The following is a 16,885-nucleotide window of genomic DNA, read 5'->3' as shown; positions in this document are numbered from 1 at the left end:
GGCGCACCATCCGCGCGCGCGGGGCGCCGCCGTGCCGCGCTTCGACCGGCGTGGTTTTCCGATGGACCCCAAGGACCGGGCGGCCCGCCGCGACCGGCTCCGCGCGCGTGCCGTCACGACGACCGTCGTGGCCACGGTCGTCGCCGCCCCCGTACTCGCCCTGTGGGCCGCCTACCGGGGTTCGTCGGCCGACGAGGGCGGGGACGGCCCCGCCGCCACCGCGCAGGAGGCACACGACCACGGCGGCCGCCACGACGACACGACCGGCGACTACGAGAACACCGGCAACGCCGGCATCAAGCCCGGCGCCCGTTTCCTGAAGGACGGCGCGGCGCCCGATGTCTCCGTGGAGGTCATCAGCGTCGCCGGGACCGGGAAGAAGGACGCGGGGCACCTGGAGGTGTCCGCCCGCACGAGCGGCGAGACCACCTTCGTCACCCTCACCGCCTCCGGTCCCTCGCCCGTCCACTGGTCGGCGTCCACCCCGGCCGGCTGGCTTTACCTCAGCCGAGCCTCGGGAACGCTCCGGCCGGGCGAATCGTTGACGATCAGGGTGTACGTCGACCCTCTGCGCGAGCCGTCCGGGTTCTGGACCGCGCGGGTGGCGGTGGCACCCGCGGGCGCCGTCGTCTCCATCCGGGGGTACGGCACCGCCTCCAGCCACCCCTCCGACCCGGACGGACGCCCCACCGCCGGCACACCGGACCCCACGCCCCCGACATCGGCCCCCACCGACCCGCCGACCAGCGCCTCGCCCACCCCTACCGACCCGACGCCGACCCCCACGGCCCCGTCCCCGTCCGACCCTCCGTCCTCGACCCCAACCCCCACCGACGCCCCCACCCCGAGCCCCTCGGACAGCTGACCCCACCCGCAGCAGGGCTACGGCACCACGGCGGTCCCGGCGAGCGAACGCCGACGAGACCCACAGCGCGCGACGAGACCCACAGCGCGCGACGAGGCCCACGGTGCGCGTCGTCGGCATGGTCAGGCCGACGGATCGGCCCGCCGATGAGGACCGCGGATCGGCCCGCCGATAGGACCGTGTGTCAGTGCGTCCGGTCCATGGGGTCCGCCGGGTGCGGGGCCAGCAGGGGCAGGTTCGACGCCAGCCGCTCCTCGCACAGCTCGACCAGCCGGTCGTAGCCCGCCTTGCCCATCAGCTCGGTCAGCTCGGCCCGGTAGGAGACGTACACCGGCTCGCCCGCGCCGTGCGCCGAGGTCGCCGACGTGCACCACCAGTGCAGGTCGTGCCCGCCCGGCCCCCAGCCCCGGCGGTCGTACTCGCCGATCGACACCTGGAGGATCCGCGTGTCGTCGGGGCGGTCGATCCAGTCGTACGTCCGCCGGATCGGCAGCTGCCAGCACACGTCCGGCTTGGTCTCCAGCGGCTCCCGATCCTCCTTCAGGGCGAGGATGTGCAGCGAGCAGCCCGCGCCGCCCGGGAAGCCGGGCCGGTTCTGGAAGATGCACGACCCCTGGTACGGGCGGGTCTGCCGGGAGCCCTCGTCGTCCTCCGCGACCCAGCCGTGCTCCATGCCCTCGTCGTGGTGCTGCCAGATCTCCGGCGTGAGCCGCGCCACATGCTCGGCGACCCGCTTCTCGTCGTCCTCGTCGGAGAAGTGCGCGCCCAGCGTGCAGCACCCGTCGTCCGCGCGGCCCGCCTGGATGCCCTGGCAGCCGCTGCCGAAGATGCAGTTCCACCGAGAGGTCAGCCAGGTCAGATCGCACCGGAAGACCTGCTCGTCGTCCGCCGGATCGGGAAACTCCACCCACGCGCGCGCGAAGTCGAGCCCCTTCTCGTCGGCTTCGGAGGCTGCCCCGTTCTTCGCCTTCTTCGCCGTCTTCGATGAATTCACCCGCGAAGAACCGCGGGAGGATTTGGCATCCTTGTGGTCCTTCGCCTTTTTCGTCTTTGGCACCCGTCCAGAGTATGCCGCCCCGGCCCGCTCCGGGGACGGGGCGACGGCCCAGGTGGCAGTAGCGTTCCGTACATGAGACTCGGTGTCCTGGACGTTGGATCGAACACGGTGCATCTGCTGGTGGTGGACGCCCACCCGGGGGCGCGTCCGCTGCCCGCGCATTCGCACAAGGCGGAGCTGCGGCTCACCGAACTCCTGGACGCGGACGGGGCGATCGGCCCCGACGGGGTCGACCGGCTGATCGCGGTCGTCCACGACGCCCTCCAGGCCGCCGAGGACAAGGGCGTCGAGGACCTGCTGACCTTCGCGACCTCCGCCGTGCGCGAGGCCGGCAACGCCGATGACGTCCTCGCGCGCGTGCGGGCCGAGACCGGCGTCGAACTGCAGGTGCTCAGCGGTGCCGAGGAGGCCCGGCTCACCTTTCTCGCCGCCCGCCGCTGGTTCGGCTGGTCGGCCGGGAAGCTGCTGGTCCTGGACATCGGCGGCGGCTCGCTGGAGATCGCCTATGGCATCGACGAGGAACCCGACGCGGCCGTCTCGCTGCCGCTGGGCGCCGGCCGGCTGACCGTCGGCTGGCTGCCCGGCGACCCGCCCGCCCCCGAGGAGATAAGAGCCCTGCGCCGACATGTCCGGGCCGAGATCGCCCGTACGGTGGGGGAGTTCAGCCGTTTCGGATCGCCCGACCATGTGGTCGCCACCTCCAAGACCTTCAGACAGCTGGCCCGTATCGCGGGCGCCGCACGGTCCGCCGAGGGCCTGTACGTCCAGCGCGAGCTCAAGCGGGAGTCCCTGGAGGCATGGGTGCCCCGACTCGCCGGTATGAGCGCCGAGCAGCGCGCCGAACTCCCCGGTGTCTCCGAGGGCCGCTCCGCACAGCTCCTCGCCGGTGCCCTGGTCGCGGAGGGCGCGATGGACCTGTTCGGCGTGGAGAACCTGGAGATCTGCCCCTGGGCTCTGCGGGAGGGCGTGATCCTGCGCCGCCTGGACCACATGGGATCGCCGTGAGCGTCCCACAGCGGCGCGCGGAGGTGCGTGACGGGTCTCCCGCGACCCGCGCTCGCCCACAGGGAACAGCGGAAGCGGAGGTGTGCGATGGGTCTCCCGTGGCCCGCCCCCGCCCACGGGGAACGGCCGAAACGGCGCACGGGGCGTCCGGCATCCGAACCAACGCCCCCCGTACCCTGTCCTTCGTGGCTGAACCAAGGGACCTCCCCGTCCGCATCCCGGATGCGAAGGTCGCCCTGTCGACGGCCTCCGTCTACCCGGAGTCGACGGCGACGGCCTTCGAGATCGCCGCACGTCTCGGCTACGACGGCGTCGAGGTCATGGTGTGGACGGACCCGGTCAGCCAGGACATCGAGGCGCTGCGGCGGCTGTCGGACCACCACCGCATCCCGATCCTGGCCGTGCACGCGCCCTGTCTGCTGATCACCCAGCGAGTGTGGTCCACCGACCCCTGGGCCAAGCTGCAACGCGCCCGCGCCGCCGCCGAGCGGCTCGGCGCCGGGACGGTCGTCGTCCACCCGCCGTTCCGCTGGCAGCGGCAGTACGCCCGTGACTTCGTCGCCGGGGTCTGGCGGATGGCGAACGAGACGGACGTACGGTTCGCCGTCGAGAACATGTACCCCTGGCGCTACCGCGACCGCGAGATGCTGGCGTACGCCCCCGACTGGGACGTCACCAAGGACGACTACCGCCACTTCACGATCGACCTCAGCCACACGGCCACCGCACGCGCGGACGCCCTGCACATGATCGACCGGATGGGCGCCCGCCTGGGCCATGTCCATCTCGCCGACGGCAGGGGATCGGGCAAGGACGAGCACCTGGTTCCCGGCCGCGGCGGCCAGCCCTGTGCCGAGCTGCTGGAACGGCTCGCGCAGGGCGGCTACGACGGCCACGTCGTCATCGAGGTCAACACGCGGCGGGCCATGTCCGGCGCCGAACGCGAGGCGGACCTGGCGGAGGCGCTGGCCTTCACCCGTCTCCACCTCGCCTCCGCGGTGAAAGTGCCCCGACGGTGAGCGGCAGCACCCCGGACCGGGAGGGCACGCCCGCCCGCCGCCGTGGCCGGCCCCCGCGCACCGAGTCGGGCGACACCCGCGACCGCATCCTGACCGTGGCCCGCGAGGAGTTCTCCGAGCGCGGCTACGAGAAGACGTCCGTACGCGGCATCGCGAAGGCGGCGGGCGTGGACTCGGCGCTCGTCCACCACTACTTCGGCACCAAGGAACAGGTCTTCGAGGCGGCCGTCGCGGTCGCCTTCGCGCCCGCGCTGAACGCCCCGGACACCGTGGGCACCGGCCCGCTGGACGGCGCTGGCGAGCGGCTGACCCGCTTCTTCTTCGGCATCTGGGAGAACCCCACCACCCGGGCGCCCCTGCTGGCGATCGTGCGCTCCGCCGTCAACAACGAGACCGCGGCCGCCGTTCTGCGCCGCCTGATCGCGAGCCAGCTGCTGCGCCGCATCGCGGGACAGCTGAAGCCGCCGGACGCCGAGCTGCGCGCCGAGCTGGCGGCCGCGCAGTTGATGGGGTGCGCCATTCTGCGGTACGTGATCAAGATGGAGCCGCTGGCCTCGGCCGACCTGGAGCAGATCATCGCGCGGGCGGCGCCGGTGGTGCAGCGTCATCTCACCGGAGCGTGAGGCCCGCGGGAGTCCGGCCTCCCGGGCCGGACGCCGGGGCCGCCCTCGACCGCGAGCTTCGCGGCGGCCATCGCGTCGCCGACCCCGACCCCGCCCCCGACCCTGACGGCGATGTCGGTGACCGTACCGGGCAGCTGATCGCGGATCGAGTGATCGCGGATCGAGACGCGTTCGACCGGCGCGGTGGGCCAGGGCCACCTCCCTCGACGTCACCAGGGTGCGCACGGCGGAGCCCGTGGCGAGGCCGAGACGCTCGGCCGCCTGACCGTGGGCGGGCCGGGATCCCGAGACCGGGCTCCCGGGACCGGGATCCCGCATTCCGGACCTTCGTCCTGATCCCTGGATGACCGGCGTAGGCTCGACCGGGTCAGAACTGTCTGGCAGAAGGTCTTCGAAGGAGCGAGCGACGATGCCCGAGCTGAGGTCCCGCACAGTCACCCACGGCCGCAACATGGCGGGCGCCCGCGCCCTGATGCGCGCCTCCGGTGTACCCGGTGCGGACATCGGCCGGAAGCCGGTCATCGCGGTCGCCAACAGCTTCACCGAGTTCGTGCCCGGCCACACCCATCTGCAGCCGGTCGGCCGGATCGTCAGCGAGGCGATCCGGGAAGCGGGCGGCATCCCGCGCGAGTTCAACACCATCGCCGTCGACGACGGCATCGCGATGGGCCACGGCGGCATGCTGTACTCCCTGCCCTCCCGCGACCTGATCGCGGACAGCGTGGAGTACATGGCCGAGGCGCACTGCGCCGACGCCCTGGTCTGCATCTCCAACTGCGACAAGATCACCCCGGGCATGCTGATGGCCGCGCTGCGCCTGAACATCCCCGCGGTCTTCGTCTCCGGCGGCCCGATGGAGGCCGGCCGGGCCACCCTGGTCGACGGCACGGTCCGCACGCTGGACCTGATCGACGCGATCGCCGAGGCCGCCAACGACAAGGTCTCCGACGAGGACATCCTCCGCATCGAGGAGAACGCCTGCCCGACCTGCGGCTCCTGCTCCGGCATGTTCACCGCCAACTCGATGAACTGCCTCACCGAGGCGATCGGCCTGTCCCTGCCCGGCAACGGCTCGGTCCTGGCCACGCACACGGCCCGCCGCAGGCTCTACGAGGACGCGGCCCGCACGGTGATGGACATCACCCGCCGCTACTACGAGCAGGACGACGAGACGGTCCTGCCCCGCAACATCGCCTCGTTCGCCGCCTTCGAGAACGCGATGGCCCTGGACATCGCCATGGGCGGCTCGACCAACACGATCCTGCATCTGCTGGCGGCGGCCCAGGAGGCGGGCGTCCCGTTCGGCCTGGAGCAGATCGACGCCGTCTCCCGCCGGGTCCCCTGCCTGGCCAAGGTCGCGCCCAACGTCGCCAAGAACCGCACGTACTACATGGAGGACGTGCACCGCGCCGGCGGCATCCCCGCCCTGCTCGGCGAGCTGCACCGCGCCGGTCTGCTCAACGAGGACGTGCACGCGGTCCACAGCCCGTCCCTGGCGGACTGGCTGAAGACCTGGGACGTGCGCGGCGGCTCCCCGTCCCCGCAGGCCGTGGAGCTGTGGCACGCGGCCCCCGGCTGCGTCCGCTCGGCGGAGGCGTTCTCCCAGTCGGAGCGCTGGGAGGCGCTGGACGAGGACGCCGAGAACGGCTGCATCCGCTCCGCCGAGCACGCCTACTCCAAGGACGGCGGCCTGGCCGTCCTGCGGGGCAACCTGGCCGTCGACGGCTGTGTGGTGAAGACGGCCGGCGTCGACGAGTCCATCTGGACCTTCGAGGGCCCGGCGGTGGTCTGCGAGTCGCAGGACGAGGCCGTCGAGAAGATCCTGGGCAAGCAGGTCACCGAGGGCGATGTCGTCGTCATCCGCTACGAGGGCCCCAAGGGCGGCCCCGGCATGCAGGAGATGCTGTACCCGACGTCCTTCCTCAAGGGCCGCGGTCTGGGCAAGAGCTGCGCGCTGATCACCGACGGCCGCTTCTCCGGCGGCACCTCCGGCCTGTCCATCGGCCACGCGTCCCCCGAGGCCGCGTCCGGCGGCATCATCGCCCTGGTCCAGGACGGCGACCGAATCCGCATCGACATCCCGAACCGCGGCATCGAGCTGCTGGTCGACGAGGCCGAGCTGGCACGCCGCGAGCAGGCGCTGAACGGCGTCTACGCCCCGAAGAACCGCGACCGCAAGGTCTCGACGGCCCTGCGGGCGTACGCGGCGATGGCCACCAGCGCGGACAAGGGCGCCGTCCGGGACGTCAGCAAGCTGGGCTGAGTCCCCCGCGCGCTCCGGGGCCGCCGCGGGCAGGGGCGGCCCCGAAGCAGGTCACCAGGCCCCGGGGTCGCGCGCGGCCACGGCGAAGACCGTACCGTCGGGGGCGCCGGCGTAGAGGCGGCCGTCGATGAGCAGGGGGGCCGGGAGCGTGGCCGTGACCTCGTCCGAGTTGGTGCCGAGCCGCGGCGGGGTCTGCCCCACCAGGCGGCCGTCGCGGGCGTCGACCGCGAGCAGCCGCCCGTCGGCGGCGCTGAAGTACACCTGGCCGCCGTCGGCGACGGGCGCCGAGCCACGACTCACGGACGTTTCGAGATGCCACCGCCACTCGCCGCCGGCCATGTCGACGGCCTCCAGCGCACCGCCGCTGGACAGCAGGTACACGTCGTCGCCGCGCACGGTGGCCTGCGAAGCCAGGCGCGGCACCGGCAGCGGCACCCGGCGCTCGGCCCCCGAGGCCGGCGTGTAACGCACCACTTCGTCCGTCTCGCCGGTGGCGCCGTCCACGGACAGCAGGAACAGGGAGCCGCCCTGACTGCCGACGGGCTTCAGGTTCCCCGCCAGCCGCGCATGCCAGCGCTCGATGCCCGTCACGGGATCCACGGCGGTCACGCGCGTGTGCGTCCCGTCCTCGGAACTGGTCGCATACGTCGACGAGTCACCCGCGAACCAGGCCAGGGACGGCGTGGCGGCCCCGGAGATCCGCCGGGTCCACTTGGTGTCGCCCGTCAGTCCGTCCACGCCGGTGACCGATCCGTCGGCGCCGGTGACGAGGAGCATCCCGCCGGCGAAGCGCGGCGCCGCCTGCCCCGGCATCTCCCGTGTCCAGCGCGTCGTGCCGGAGGCCGGGTCGACCGCCTCCACCCGCCCGCCCCCGCTCGTCGGCAACTGCAGAAGCCCGCCCGACAGCCCCGGCGCGACGCTCGCCCGCTCCCCGGCGACGGAGTGCCGCCACCGCAGGGACCCGTCCGCCGGGTCGAGGGCATAGGCCAGGCCTGAGCGGAAGCACAGCACCTTGCCGCCGCCGTAGGCGCACTGGGGCATCCCGGAGCCCTTGCCGACCGGCTTGGCGCGCCAGGCCCGGAACTCCGGCGCGGTGTTCCGGGCCGTGGCGCCCACCGGCTCCGGCGGACCGTCGCCGAGCCACAGCACCGACGCGAGCACAGCGCACAGGGCGAGGGCGAGCGAACCGCCCACGATCGCCGACCGCTTGCCGAGCCACGCCCGCGGACCCCGGGGCGCCTGCGCGGCCTGCGCGGGCTCCTGCGGCGTGCCGGTCCGCGGGCCCCAGGGGTCGCCCGGCTCGGAGGCCGCCCGATCCGGGCCGTCCGTCGGCGAGTCGTCCGCACGCGCCCGCTGAGACGGTATGAACGCCCGAGTGTCGTACGAGGCCGCCACCGACCGCAGTTCCCGCATCAGCTCGTCGGGCGTCGGCCGGTCCTCCGGCTCCTTGGCGAGACAGCGCAGCATCAGCGGGGCCAGGTCCCCCGGCACCCCGGTCAGATCCGGTTCGTCGTGGACGACCTGGTAGGCCACCACGTACGGGCTGTCCGAGTCGAACGGGCCGCGCCCGGTCGCCGCGTGCACCAGCACCGAACCCAGCGTGAAGATGTCGGCGGCGGGCCCGACTTCGCGGGGCCGCCGGAACTGCTCGGGCGCCATGAAGGGCGGCGTACCGATCAACTTGCCGGTCTCGGTGCGCAGTTCGCTGTCTTTCGGCCGCGAGATTCCGAAGTCGATGACCTTCGGACCGTCCTCGGCGAGCAGGACGTTGCTCGGCTTCAGATCGCGGTGCACCACCCCGACCCGATGGATGTCGCGCAGCGCCTCCGCGAGTCCGGCCATCAGCCGGCGCAGCTGCGCGGACTCCATGGGGCCGTTCCGCTTCACCTGATCGGCGAGCGTCGGACCCGGAATGAACAGCGTGGCCATCCAGGGCCGTTCGGCCTCCGGATCCGCGTCGACGACCGGCGCGGTGAAGGCACCGCTCACCCGCCGGGCGGCGGCCACCTCCTGCCGGAAACGCCCCCTGAACTCGCGGTCCTTGGCGAACTCGGCATGCACGACCTTCACGGCGAGCTTCCGTCCCGAGGTGCTGCGGGCCAGGTGCACCACACCCATGCCACCTGACCCGAGGCGTGCCTCCAGGCGGTAATGACCGGCGTACTCGGGAAGTTCCGCTTCCGCGCCCGCTCCGGTGTTCCTCTGTGGCGCCATGGAACCACCCCCGTGCTGTTCGTCCGCGCGCGCGACGCTCGGAGCCTAGTCGATGACTCGTGCGATACAGAGCCGACTTGCTAGCCTCCGCAAGCGATTCGCGCCCGGGTGTTTCGTGGCTCGAATCAGGGGAATCAACGGGACCCCATGGAGGTCATGGGGTCTGACGGGGGGAGGTCTGTTCATGTCTGTCGACCGTGTGGAACCGACGGAAGAAACTGACGACACGAAAGAGACGAACAACACAAAAGCGGCCGAAGTGACTGAAGCAACCGAAGCAGCCGAGCGCGGTGTCGAGGTCGAAGCCGAGACCGTCGCGGCGGCGACCACGGTGCTCACCTATCCGACCGCCCCGGGCGTCCGGCTGAACGTCCGCAACGGCCCCGGCACCAACTACGGCATCGTCCGGGTCCTCCCGGCCGACACCCGCGTCCCGATCTTCTGCCAGACGCCCGGCACGACGGTCACCGGCCCCTACGGCACCACGAACATCTGGGACAACATCGACAACGGCGAGTACGTCTCCGACGCCTATGTGTACACGGGCAGCGACGGCTACGTAGCCTCACGCTGCGCCTGACCCACTCAGGAGCCCGCGGACCTCCGGCGCGATAATCGTCCCGTGAGCGACGAACCCGGCACCCCGGACACCTCCGCGGGCTCCGCCGGCGGCGGGCCGAGCGGCCCCCGCCCCGAGCCCCTCCGCTTCTTCGGCACGTCCTGGGTGAACCACGACGACGGCTACGCGGCCCGCCGCGCCGGTGTGGCCGTGGGCTCGCTCGGGGCGGCGGTGGTCTCCTGCCTGATCCTCCGCTTCGCCTACCAGGGCCTGCAGATCGCCGGTCCGGGCTCCTTCGTGACCGTGCTGGTCGTGGCGATGTTCGCGATCTGTAGCGCGCTGGCCTTCCGCAACACCTGGGACCGCTTCGGCAAGCACCCCGACCCCGACCGCCAGGCATCCCTCCGCGGCCTGCTGGCCATCGGCTTCGTCGGCTCTCTTCTCGCGTACTTCTTCCGCTCCCTCATCGAGGCCCCCGGCGAGAAGCTCCACCGCGCGGAGTACGAGGAGGCCCGCACCGAGCACGAACGCCGCACGGCCCGCCGCACCGGCAACCCCGCCAAGAAGAAGCGCCGCCGCTGAGGGCCCGGTCGCGGACCATTCCGGCGCCGCCACCACGGAGTACGCACGAAGTACGACAGACAGACTCGCTGTCCGCTACGGGCAGATTGGCTGTCCGCTGCGAGGCGAACCGTGGGCCGGTCAACCGGACGGGACAGTGGCCGCCGACCTGGGGGTGGCGGCCAGCCGCAGGCCGATCTCGACAAGGGTCCAGCCGAGACGGGCCCGCAGGTCCCGGGGACGCCGGGCCAGGGCGGCGAGGCGGTACGCGTCGGCTTCGCCATGGAGTTCGGCGGCGCGGATGTGGTGCAGAGCGAGGTGGGTCTCGGCATGCATCGGGCGGCCTCTCAGTCCGTGTGGCGGGGAAAGACATGCGTGTGGACGCGCACTTGCTCGCTGTCCGGGGCGCCGTCGTCGTCGGCCAGTGCGCGGTAGCTCTCCACGAGGTCGTGCATCTTGTGGATGAGTTCGAGGGCGAGTTCGGGCGTGAGGCTCAACGCCCAGTCGCTCATGTCCGAGGAGCGGTTCCACGCTTCGGACCATTCGTCGCGGGTGCCGAGCCAGGTCGCCAACTCCTGGGTGTGCCAGGTCGCCAGCTCGTGCATGAACAGGTCGGCGGACCCGCGCACCTCGGGGTTGCTGTCCCTGAGCAGCGCCGAGTCGAGGCGCACGCCCCTGTGGACCGCCTGCCACCACCGCTCCCGCCCCTTGCCGCGCTCCGGCGCGTCCTCGATGAAGCCGTGCGCGGCGAGCTGACGCAGGTGGTAGCTGGTGGCGCCGCTGGATTCGCCGAGCTTCCCGGCCAGTTGGGACGCGGTGGCGGGACCGCCATGCCGCAGCGCGTCCAGCAGCCGCATCCGCAGTGGATGCGCGAGTCCGCGCAGCGAGCGGGCATCGAGGCTGCGGACCTGTGGGTCCTCCGGTGGCTCGACCATGCGTACAAAGGTAGTTATGCAAAGGATCCGTTGCAACCATTTCTTTGCAACTGATCCTTTGCAGGCCGGCTACGGGCTCGCGGCACCGGACCGGAACGACCGGCCGACGGCGTCACGGATCTGCCCTGCCGCCCCTCCGCCCGGCGAACATTGCCGCATTCAGTCCATGGCGCTGATGTACGCCGAACCCGAACCCGAACCCGAACCCGCAGCCACCTCCGCCATGCCCGCGCAGGAGCGAGCCAGATGTGTTCCGCGGACACGAAGAGCTCCACCGGGATCCCGAAGGCACAGGCGAGATGCTGAACGGGGCGGCCCTGGCCCAACGGGGCGAAGGGCACGACGACCATCCGGTGGCGCGGGAACGGCCACTGCGCCGCGACCGACGGGCCGTTCATCGAGTCGACCGAGCAGCCGACCGCCCACTTTTAGGGTCTGCAGAAGAACAACATGTGGGTGAGCGGCCTGCTGGGCTGCGAGGTCAAGTCACAAAACCAGCAAGTTATTTTCCGGCAGCTCTTAGTCATCGACTGCGCGAGCCCGCAACGGGCGCGCGCCATCGCCGAACGTGTCCTCGACTTCCATGACTTCCATGCCGTGGCGATCGAGGTGCGCCCGATCCATGGCTCGTTCCATGACTCGTTCGGCATGAGCGACACCATGGGCTACACCCCGGAGCCCTGAGCGCGCTGGTTCCCGGAGGCCCTGGAGCGTGCTGGTCCGCAGGGTCCCCAGGCAGATCGCCCCCGCCTCGATTTCCGCTGTCGCTTCCCGCCCCGCTCGCACCACCATGGCCGTATGACCACTACGCCCCCGCCCTCCTACGCCGACCGGGCCCACTCCTTCAACGCCGCCGCGGCGCAGTACGGAGCGAACCGGCCCTCCTATCCGCCCGCCCTCTTCGACACCATCGAGGAACTCGCCGCCCGTCCCCTCGCGGGTGCCCGGGCCGTGGACGTCGGCGCCGGCACCGGAATCGCGACCGCGCTCCTGCGCGCCCGCGGTGCCGATGTGGTCGCGGTGGAAACCGGCGACGGCATGGCGGCCGAGTTCCGCCGCAACCTCCCCGACGTCCCGATCGTCCGGGGCAACGGCAACGCCCTGCCCCTGGCCGACGCCGGCGCCGACCTGATCACCTACGCCCAGGCTTGGCACTGGACCGACCCCGCCCGGTCGGTGCCGGAGGCACTGCGGGTGCTGCGCCCGGGCGGGGCCCTCGCGCTGTGGTGGAACACCGGCGCCCTCGACATCCCCTGGATCGACGCCCAGACGGACCGCATCGAGCGCCACTTCGGCCACGACGGGGTCGTGGCCAAGAACGGCAACGGCATCCGCACCGCACTCGCCGACCCCAGTGGCCGCCTCGACTTCGTCCATCGCACGGTCCGCTGGAGCCGCCGCGTCCCCCTCGACACCCATCTGGCCAACATCGGCAGCCACTCGATCTTCCTGACGCACCGCGCGGAGAGCGCCACCGCCTTCCTCGCCCAGGAGCGGACCCACCTCCTGGCCGCCTTCCCCGACGGCGTCGTGGAGGAGGTCTACGACGTGGAACTGCTGGTCGCACGGAACACCTAGCGACCCTTGACGGCCCTCGGCGCCGGGAGCATTATTCATCGCGTGATGAATAAAGTCTCCGGCCCGCCGGGCATGCCCGAAACACCCGCCGTACACGCCGCCGCCCTGACCGTCCAACGCGGCCCCCGCACCGTCCTGCGCGACCTCCACTTCACCGTCCCGCGCGCCCAGATCACCGGCCTGCTCGGCCCCTCGGGATGCGGCAAGTCAACGCTGATGCGCGCGATCGTCGGCACCCAGGCCAAGGTCACCGGCACCCTCGACGTCCTCGGCCGCCCCGCCGGCCACCCCACCCTGCGCACCCGTATCGGCTATGTCACCCAGCACCCCTCCGTCTACGACGACCTGACCGTCCGCCAGAACCTCGACTACTTCGCGGCGATCCTCACCCCCGGCCGGGCCGCCGCGGCACACCGCCACCACGACGTCACCCGGGCCATCACCGACGTGGACCTCAACGGCTACGCCGACGCCCTCGCCGGACAGCTCTCCGGCGGCCAGCGCAGCCGCGTCTCCCTCGCCGTGGCCCTGCTCGGCGCCCCCGAACTGCTGGTCCTCGACGAACCCACCGTCGGCCTCGACCCCGTCCTGCGCCGTGACCTGTGGGCACTCTTCCATGACATCGCCGCCACCCGCGGCGCCACCCTGCTCGTCTCCTCCCACGTCATGGACGAGGCCGAGCGCTGCCACCGCCTGCTGCTCATGCGAGACGGCGAGATCCTCGCTGACAACACCCCCGAAGCCCTCCGCACCCGCACCGGAGCGGACTCCGTCGAGGCGGCCTTCCTGTACCTAGTGGACGAGGCGGCCGCGGCCGGCCGCACCAAGGAGACAACCCGATGAGCACGACCACCGCACCCGCCCCCACCAGCGCCCCGCACCTCTTCCGTACCACCGCCACCGCGACCCGGGTCCTGCGCCAGCTGCGCCACGACCCGCGCACCATCGTGCTGATGCTCCTCGTCCCCTGCGTGATGCTCTTCCTGCTCCGCTATGTCTTCGACGGCAGCCCGCGCACCTTCGACACCATCGGCGCCTCTCTCCTCGGCATCTTCCCCCTCATCACGATGTTCCTGGTCACCTCCATCGCCACCCTGCGCGAACGCACCTCGGGCACCCTTGAACGCCTCCTCGCCATGCCCCTCGGCAAGAGCGACCTCATCGCCGGCTACGCCCTCGCCTTCGGCACCCTCGCGATCATCCAGTCGGCACTGGCCACCGGCCTCGCGGTCTGGTTTCTCGGTCTGGACATCATCGGCTCGCCCTGGCTGCTCCTCCTGGTCGCCCTCCTGGACGCCCTGCTCGGTACCGCCCTTGGCCTGTTCGTCTCGGCCTTCGCCGCCTCGGAGTTCCAGGCGGTCCAGTTCATGCCCGCGGTGATCTTCCCCCAGCTCCTCCTCTGCGGTCTCTTCGCGCCCCGCTCCACCATGCACCCCGTCCTTGAGGGCATCTCCGACGTCCTGCCGATGTCCTATGCGGTCGACGGCATGAACGAGGTCCTCCACCACACCGACACGACGGGCACGTTCGTCAGGGACGTCCTCATCGTGGCGGGCTGCGCGGTACTGGTCCTGGTCCTGGGCGCGGCCACCCTGCGGCGCCGCACGGTGTGACCCGACCGCCGGCGTCCGCCCAGCGGACAAGACCGCACACCCCGGACCCCGGTGCGAGGATGTACCCCGGACGACGCACCCCCCGGAGGGCACCCGCACCATGACCCACAAAGTCGCAGTCCTCGGCACCGGCAAGATCGGCGAAGCCCTGCTCAGCGGAATGATCCGAGCCGGCTGGGCCCCCGCCGACCTGCTCGTCACCGCCCGCCGCCCCGAGCGGGCCGAGGAACTCCGCGCGCGCTACGGAGTCACCCCGGTCACCAACCCCGAGGCAGCCAAGACCGCCGACACCCTGATCCTCACGGTCAAGCCGCAGGACATGGGCACCCTGCTGGACGAACTCGCCCCGCACGTCCCCGCCGACCGCCTGATCATCAGCGGCGCAGCCGGTATTCCCACCTCCTTCTTCGAGGAGCGCCTGGCCGCGGGCACCCCTGTCGTCCGTGTCATGACGAACACCCCCGCTCTCGTCGACGAGGCGATGTCCGTCATCTCCCCGGGCACCCATGCCAACGCCGGACACCTCGCCCACGCCGAGGAGATCTTCGGTGCCGTCGGCAAGACCCTGCACGTCCCCGAGTCCCAGCAGGACGCCTGCACCGCCCTCTCCGGCTCCGGCCCGGCGTATTTCTTCTACCTGGTCGAAGCCATGACCGACGCGGGCATCCTTCTCGGCCTGCCCCGGGACAAGGCCCATGACCTCATCGTCCAGTCGGCGATCGGCGCCGCCGTGATGCTCCGCGACAGCGGAGAGCACCCCGTCAAGCTCCGCGAGAACGTCACCTCGCCGGCCGGCACCACCATCAACGCCATCCGCGAACTGGAGAACCACGGCGTCCGAGCCGCCCTTATCGCCGCCCTCGAAGCCGCCCGCGACCGCAGCCGCGAACTGGCCTCCGGCAAGAAGGACTGACCCCGCCGAACCCCGCCTCGGCGGCGAGGCAACAATGCGCCCGCACCCCCGCCCCGCCCCGCACCGCGCCTCGCCACCGGCTCGCGGGCCTACCGGGCCGAGTTCAGCACCGGCTCCGACACGGGTTCCAGCAGCCCGATCGCCCGGTAGGCCGCATCGACCGTCGGCCGGGCCATGGCCCGCGCCTTCTCCGCACCGTCCCGCAGCACCCCCTCCACATACGCAGGATCCGCGCACAACTCCTTGTGCCTGGCCTGTACGGGCCTGAGAAGCTCGACCACGGCCTCTGCGGTGTCCTTCTTCAAGGCGCCGTACGACTCATATACACCGCCCAACGCCTTCGGGTTCCCACCCGCGCACGCCGCCAGGATCTCCAGCAGATTCGCCACCCCCGGCCGCGCCTCCCGGTCGTACACGACGTCCTGCCCGCTGTCGGTCACGGCCCGCATCACCTTCTTGCGCACCACGTCCGGATCGTCGAGCAGATAGACGATGCCCGGCCCGGAGTCATCCGACTTCCCCATCTTCGACGTCGGATCCTGGAGGTTCATCACCCTGGCGGCGACAGCCAAGGGCGTCGCCTTCGGCACCACGAACGTGTGCCCGTACCGCTGGTTGAACCGCACCGCGAGATCCCGCGTCAGCTCCACATGCTGCGTCTGGTCGTCGCCGACGGGCACCTCGTCGGCCCCGTACGCCAGGATGTCCGCCGCCATCAGCGCCGGATACGTCAGCAGCGACAGCCGCACGCTCCCGCCCCGCCCGCGCTCCCGCACGGACTTCTCCTTGTACTGGATCATGCGCCGCATCTCACCGTCGGTCGCCACGCACTCCAGCACGTACGACAGCCGCGTGTGCTCTCCGACGTGGCTCTGCACGAACAGGGTGCACAGCTCGGGATCCAGCCCGGCGGCCAGCAACAGCGTCGCCGCCTGCCGACTGAGTCGGCGCACCCGCGCGGGGTCGTGGTCCACGGTCAGCGCGTGCAGATCGACGATGCAGAACAGGGCCTCGGACCGGTGCTGGTCCACATCGACCCACCGCCGCATGGCTCCCAGGTAGTTGCCCAACGTCAGATGCCCGGTCGGCTTGACCCCGCTGAAGACTCGTGCCATTGCCTCTCCACCTCCTGGTCGGGACCACCGCTCCGGGCGGCCGACCCTTCAGAGGTTCTGGAGGGAGATACGAGAATGGCCGCCGAGGCGGCGGCCGTTGGATGCATACGTGACTACGGCCGCCGTCAGGCGGCCCGCCACTGCTGGTTGCACGTATGCGTCATCACGTCGCTGAGCATACGCCTCCGGGGCGTCCCCAAGACGTGAGTTGACACGCCCCGAGGGGATACGTAGTGTTCTCCGAGTTGTCCGACGTGAGCGCCGACCTCGGTCGGTCCCCGGACAGCGATTCCGCAGGTACCACCCGGCAATCGGCGATTCGTCGTTGTGCGCTTTGGTGTGCGTATTTGCGAAATGAGGAATCCGCGTTCGAAAGACGCAGGACCCCGATTAGCTCGGGAGCCAGGAATCCGCTAAAGTCTCACTCGTCGGAACGGCCCAGCGGGCCGGGAAGACAAATCCCGCCGACCGGGAATCAGGCTCCGAAAGGATCTGATAGAGTCGGAAACACCGAAGGGAAGCGCCCGGAGGAAAGCCCGAGAGGGTGAGTACGAAGGAAGCGTCC

Annotated in this window: 17 protein-coding genes; 12 read left to right on the top strand and 5 right to left on the bottom strand. The window is 71.4% G+C overall.

The genetic code is table 11. The features are described 5' to 3' along the window. Positions 1-865: BACON domain-containing protein (locus ACWEKM_RS41855; protein ID WP_451626547.1), on the top strand; the 865-nt coding region annotated here is incomplete at its 5' end. Between the two features lie 184 nt (positions 866-1,049). Here the strand turns inward: ACWEKM_RS41855 and ACWEKM_RS41850 are convergent. Further along, on the bottom strand, positions 1,050-1,922 hold the full coding sequence (locus tag ACWEKM_RS41850) for a hypothetical protein (RefSeq protein WP_451626546.1): 873 nt from the start codon (positions 1,920-1,922) through the stop codon (positions 1,050-1,052). A gap of 72 nt (positions 1,923-1,994) precedes the next feature. On the opposite strand from ACWEKM_RS41850, the gene ACWEKM_RS41845 reads away from it, so the two are divergent. From ACWEKM_RS41845 to ilvD, 4 genes are all read left to right on the top strand, one after another. Next, complete coding sequence (locus ACWEKM_RS41845) at positions 1,995-2,927, top strand: Ppx/GppA phosphatase family protein (protein ID WP_451626545.1); 933 nt, start codon at positions 1,995-1,997, stop codon at positions 2,925-2,927. Between the two features lie 185 nt (positions 2,928-3,112). Further along, positions 3,113-3,946 carry a sugar phosphate isomerase/epimerase family protein gene (locus tag ACWEKM_RS41840; protein WP_451626544.1) on the top strand — a complete coding sequence of 278 codons (834 nt, stop codon included), beginning with the start codon at positions 3,113-3,115 and terminating at the stop codon, positions 3,944-3,946. After that, positions 3,943-4,569 (top strand): TetR/AcrR family transcriptional regulator, encoded by a 627-nt coding sequence (locus tag ACWEKM_RS41835; protein WP_451626543.1) that lies wholly within the window; start codon positions 3,943-3,945, stop codon positions 4,567-4,569. The genes ACWEKM_RS41840 and ACWEKM_RS41835 overlap by 4 nt, the downstream gene beginning before the upstream one ends. A gap of 409 nt (positions 4,570-4,978) precedes the next feature. Next, positions 4,979-6,832: a dihydroxy-acid dehydratase gene (ilvD, locus tag ACWEKM_RS41830; protein WP_451626542.1), complete on the top strand. Its 1,854-nt coding sequence runs from the start codon at positions 4,979-4,981 to the stop codon at positions 6,830-6,832. Positions 6,833-6,883: 51 nt separating this feature from the next. On the opposite strand, the gene ACWEKM_RS41825 is transcribed toward ilvD, so the two are convergent. Further along, a complete protein-coding gene (locus ACWEKM_RS41825; RefSeq protein ID WP_451626541.1) occupies positions 6,884-9,046 on the bottom strand; it encodes a serine/threonine-protein kinase in 2,163 nt (720 codons plus the stop codon). 184 nt (positions 9,047-9,230) lie between these two features. Here ACWEKM_RS41825 and ACWEKM_RS41820 point away from each other — a divergent pair, with 184 nt between their 5' ends. Both ACWEKM_RS41820 and ACWEKM_RS41815 read left to right on the top strand, forming a co-directional pair. Continuing rightward, positions 9,231-9,626, top strand: a complete 396-nt coding sequence (locus ACWEKM_RS41820) for an SH3 domain-containing protein (protein WP_451626540.1) — start codon at positions 9,231-9,233, stop codon at positions 9,624-9,626. Between the two features lie 42 nt (positions 9,627-9,668). Further along, on the top strand, positions 9,669-10,187 hold the full coding sequence (locus tag ACWEKM_RS41815) for an EamA/RhaT family transporter (protein WP_451626539.1): 519 nt from the start codon (positions 9,669-9,671) through the stop codon (positions 10,185-10,187). Positions 10,188-10,307: 120 nt separating this feature from the next. Here the strand turns inward: ACWEKM_RS41815 and ACWEKM_RS41810 are convergent, their stop codons facing one another. Together ACWEKM_RS41810 and ACWEKM_RS41805 are read right to left on the bottom strand one after the other, a co-directional pair. Beyond that, positions 10,308-10,502: a hypothetical protein gene (locus tag ACWEKM_RS41810; protein WP_451626538.1), complete on the bottom strand. Its 195-nt coding sequence runs from the start codon at positions 10,500-10,502 to the stop codon at positions 10,308-10,310. 11 nt (positions 10,503-10,513) lie between these two features. Further along, positions 10,514-11,101, bottom strand: coding sequence for an ArsR/SmtB family transcription factor (locus ACWEKM_RS41805; protein ID WP_451626537.1), 588 nt, complete (start codon positions 11,099-11,101; stop codon positions 10,514-10,516). Between the two features lie 456 nt (positions 11,102-11,557). On the opposite strand from ACWEKM_RS41805, the gene ACWEKM_RS41800 reads away from it, so the two are divergent. The 5 genes from ACWEKM_RS41800 (at position 11,558) to proC (ending at position 15,205) form a co-directional block, all read left to right on the top strand. Continuing rightward, a complete protein-coding gene (locus ACWEKM_RS41800; protein ID WP_451626536.1) occupies positions 11,558-11,785 on the top strand; it encodes a hypothetical protein in 228 nt (75 codons plus the stop codon). A gap of 114 nt (positions 11,786-11,899) precedes the next feature. Further along, the gene (locus ACWEKM_RS41795; protein ID WP_451626535.1) at positions 11,900-12,679 is read left to right on the top strand and encodes a class I SAM-dependent methyltransferase; all 780 of its coding nucleotides are present in this window, start codon (positions 11,900-11,902) and stop codon (positions 12,677-12,679) included. Between the two features lie 42 nt (positions 12,680-12,721). Continuing rightward, the gene (locus tag ACWEKM_RS41790) at positions 12,722-13,522 is read left to right on the top strand and encodes an ABC transporter ATP-binding protein (protein WP_451626534.1); all 801 of its coding nucleotides are present in this window, start codon (positions 12,722-12,724) and stop codon (positions 13,520-13,522) included. After that, positions 13,519-14,292: an ABC transporter permease gene (locus tag ACWEKM_RS41785; protein ID WP_451626533.1), complete on the top strand. Its 774-nt coding sequence runs from the start codon at positions 13,519-13,521 to the stop codon at positions 14,290-14,292. Before ACWEKM_RS41790 ends, ACWEKM_RS41785 begins: the two co-directional genes overlap by 4 nt. A 100-nt stretch (positions 14,293-14,392) precedes the next feature. Continuing rightward, positions 14,393-15,205 (top strand): pyrroline-5-carboxylate reductase, encoded by an 813-nt coding sequence (proC, locus tag ACWEKM_RS41780; protein ID WP_451626532.1) that lies wholly within the window; start codon positions 14,393-14,395, stop codon positions 15,203-15,205. Positions 15,206-15,294: 89 nt separating this feature from the next. Here the strand turns inward: proC and trpS are convergent, their stop codons facing one another. Next, complete coding sequence (gene trpS / locus ACWEKM_RS41775; RefSeq protein WP_451626531.1) at positions 15,295-16,320, bottom strand: tryptophan--tRNA ligase; 1,026 nt, start codon at positions 16,318-16,320, stop codon at positions 15,295-15,297. Positions 16,321-16,885 lie beyond the last annotated feature (565 nt).

The organism is Streptomyces sp. NPDC004752 (assembly GCF_053601275.1).
The sequence above is the reverse complement of the archived record's forward strand: the minus strand, read 5'-3'. Positions and strand labels throughout refer to the sequence as shown.

What these genes read in the sequence shown, in the direction of transcription:
- ACWEKM_RS41785 (WP_451626533.1), top strand. Translation starts at nt 13,519, where the DNA reads ATGAGCACGACCACCGCACCCGCCCCCACCAGCGCCCCGCACCTCTTC.
- trpS (WP_451626531.1), bottom strand. Translation starts at nt 16,320, where the DNA reads ATGGCACGAGTCTTCAGCGGGGTCAAGCCGACCGGGCATCTGACGTTG.
- ACWEKM_RS41805 (WP_451626537.1), bottom strand. Translation starts at nt 11,101, where the DNA reads ATGGTCGAGCCACCGGAGGACCCACAGGTCCGCAGCCTCGATGCCCGC.
- ACWEKM_RS41820 (WP_451626540.1), top strand. Translation starts at nt 9,231, where the DNA reads ATGTCTGTCGACCGTGTGGAACCGACGGAAGAAACTGACGACACGAAA.
- proC (WP_451626532.1), top strand. Translation starts at nt 14,393, where the DNA reads ATGACCCACAAAGTCGCAGTCCTCGGCACCGGCAAGATCGGCGAAGCC.
- ACWEKM_RS41825 (WP_451626541.1), bottom strand. Translation starts at nt 9,046, where the DNA reads ATGGCGCCACAGAGGAACACCGGAGCGGGCGCGGAAGCGGAACTTCCC.
- ilvD (WP_451626542.1), top strand. Translation starts at nt 4,979, where the DNA reads ATGCCCGAGCTGAGGTCCCGCACAGTCACCCACGGCCGCAACATGGCG.
- ACWEKM_RS41795 (WP_451626535.1), top strand. Translation starts at nt 11,900, where the DNA reads ATGACCACTACGCCCCCGCCCTCCTACGCCGACCGGGCCCACTCCTTC.
- ACWEKM_RS41810 (WP_451626538.1), bottom strand. Translation starts at nt 10,502, where the DNA reads ATGCATGCCGAGACCCACCTCGCTCTGCACCACATCCGCGCCGCCGAA.
- ACWEKM_RS41845 (WP_451626545.1), top strand. Translation starts at nt 1,995, where the DNA reads ATGAGACTCGGTGTCCTGGACGTTGGATCGAACACGGTGCATCTGCTG.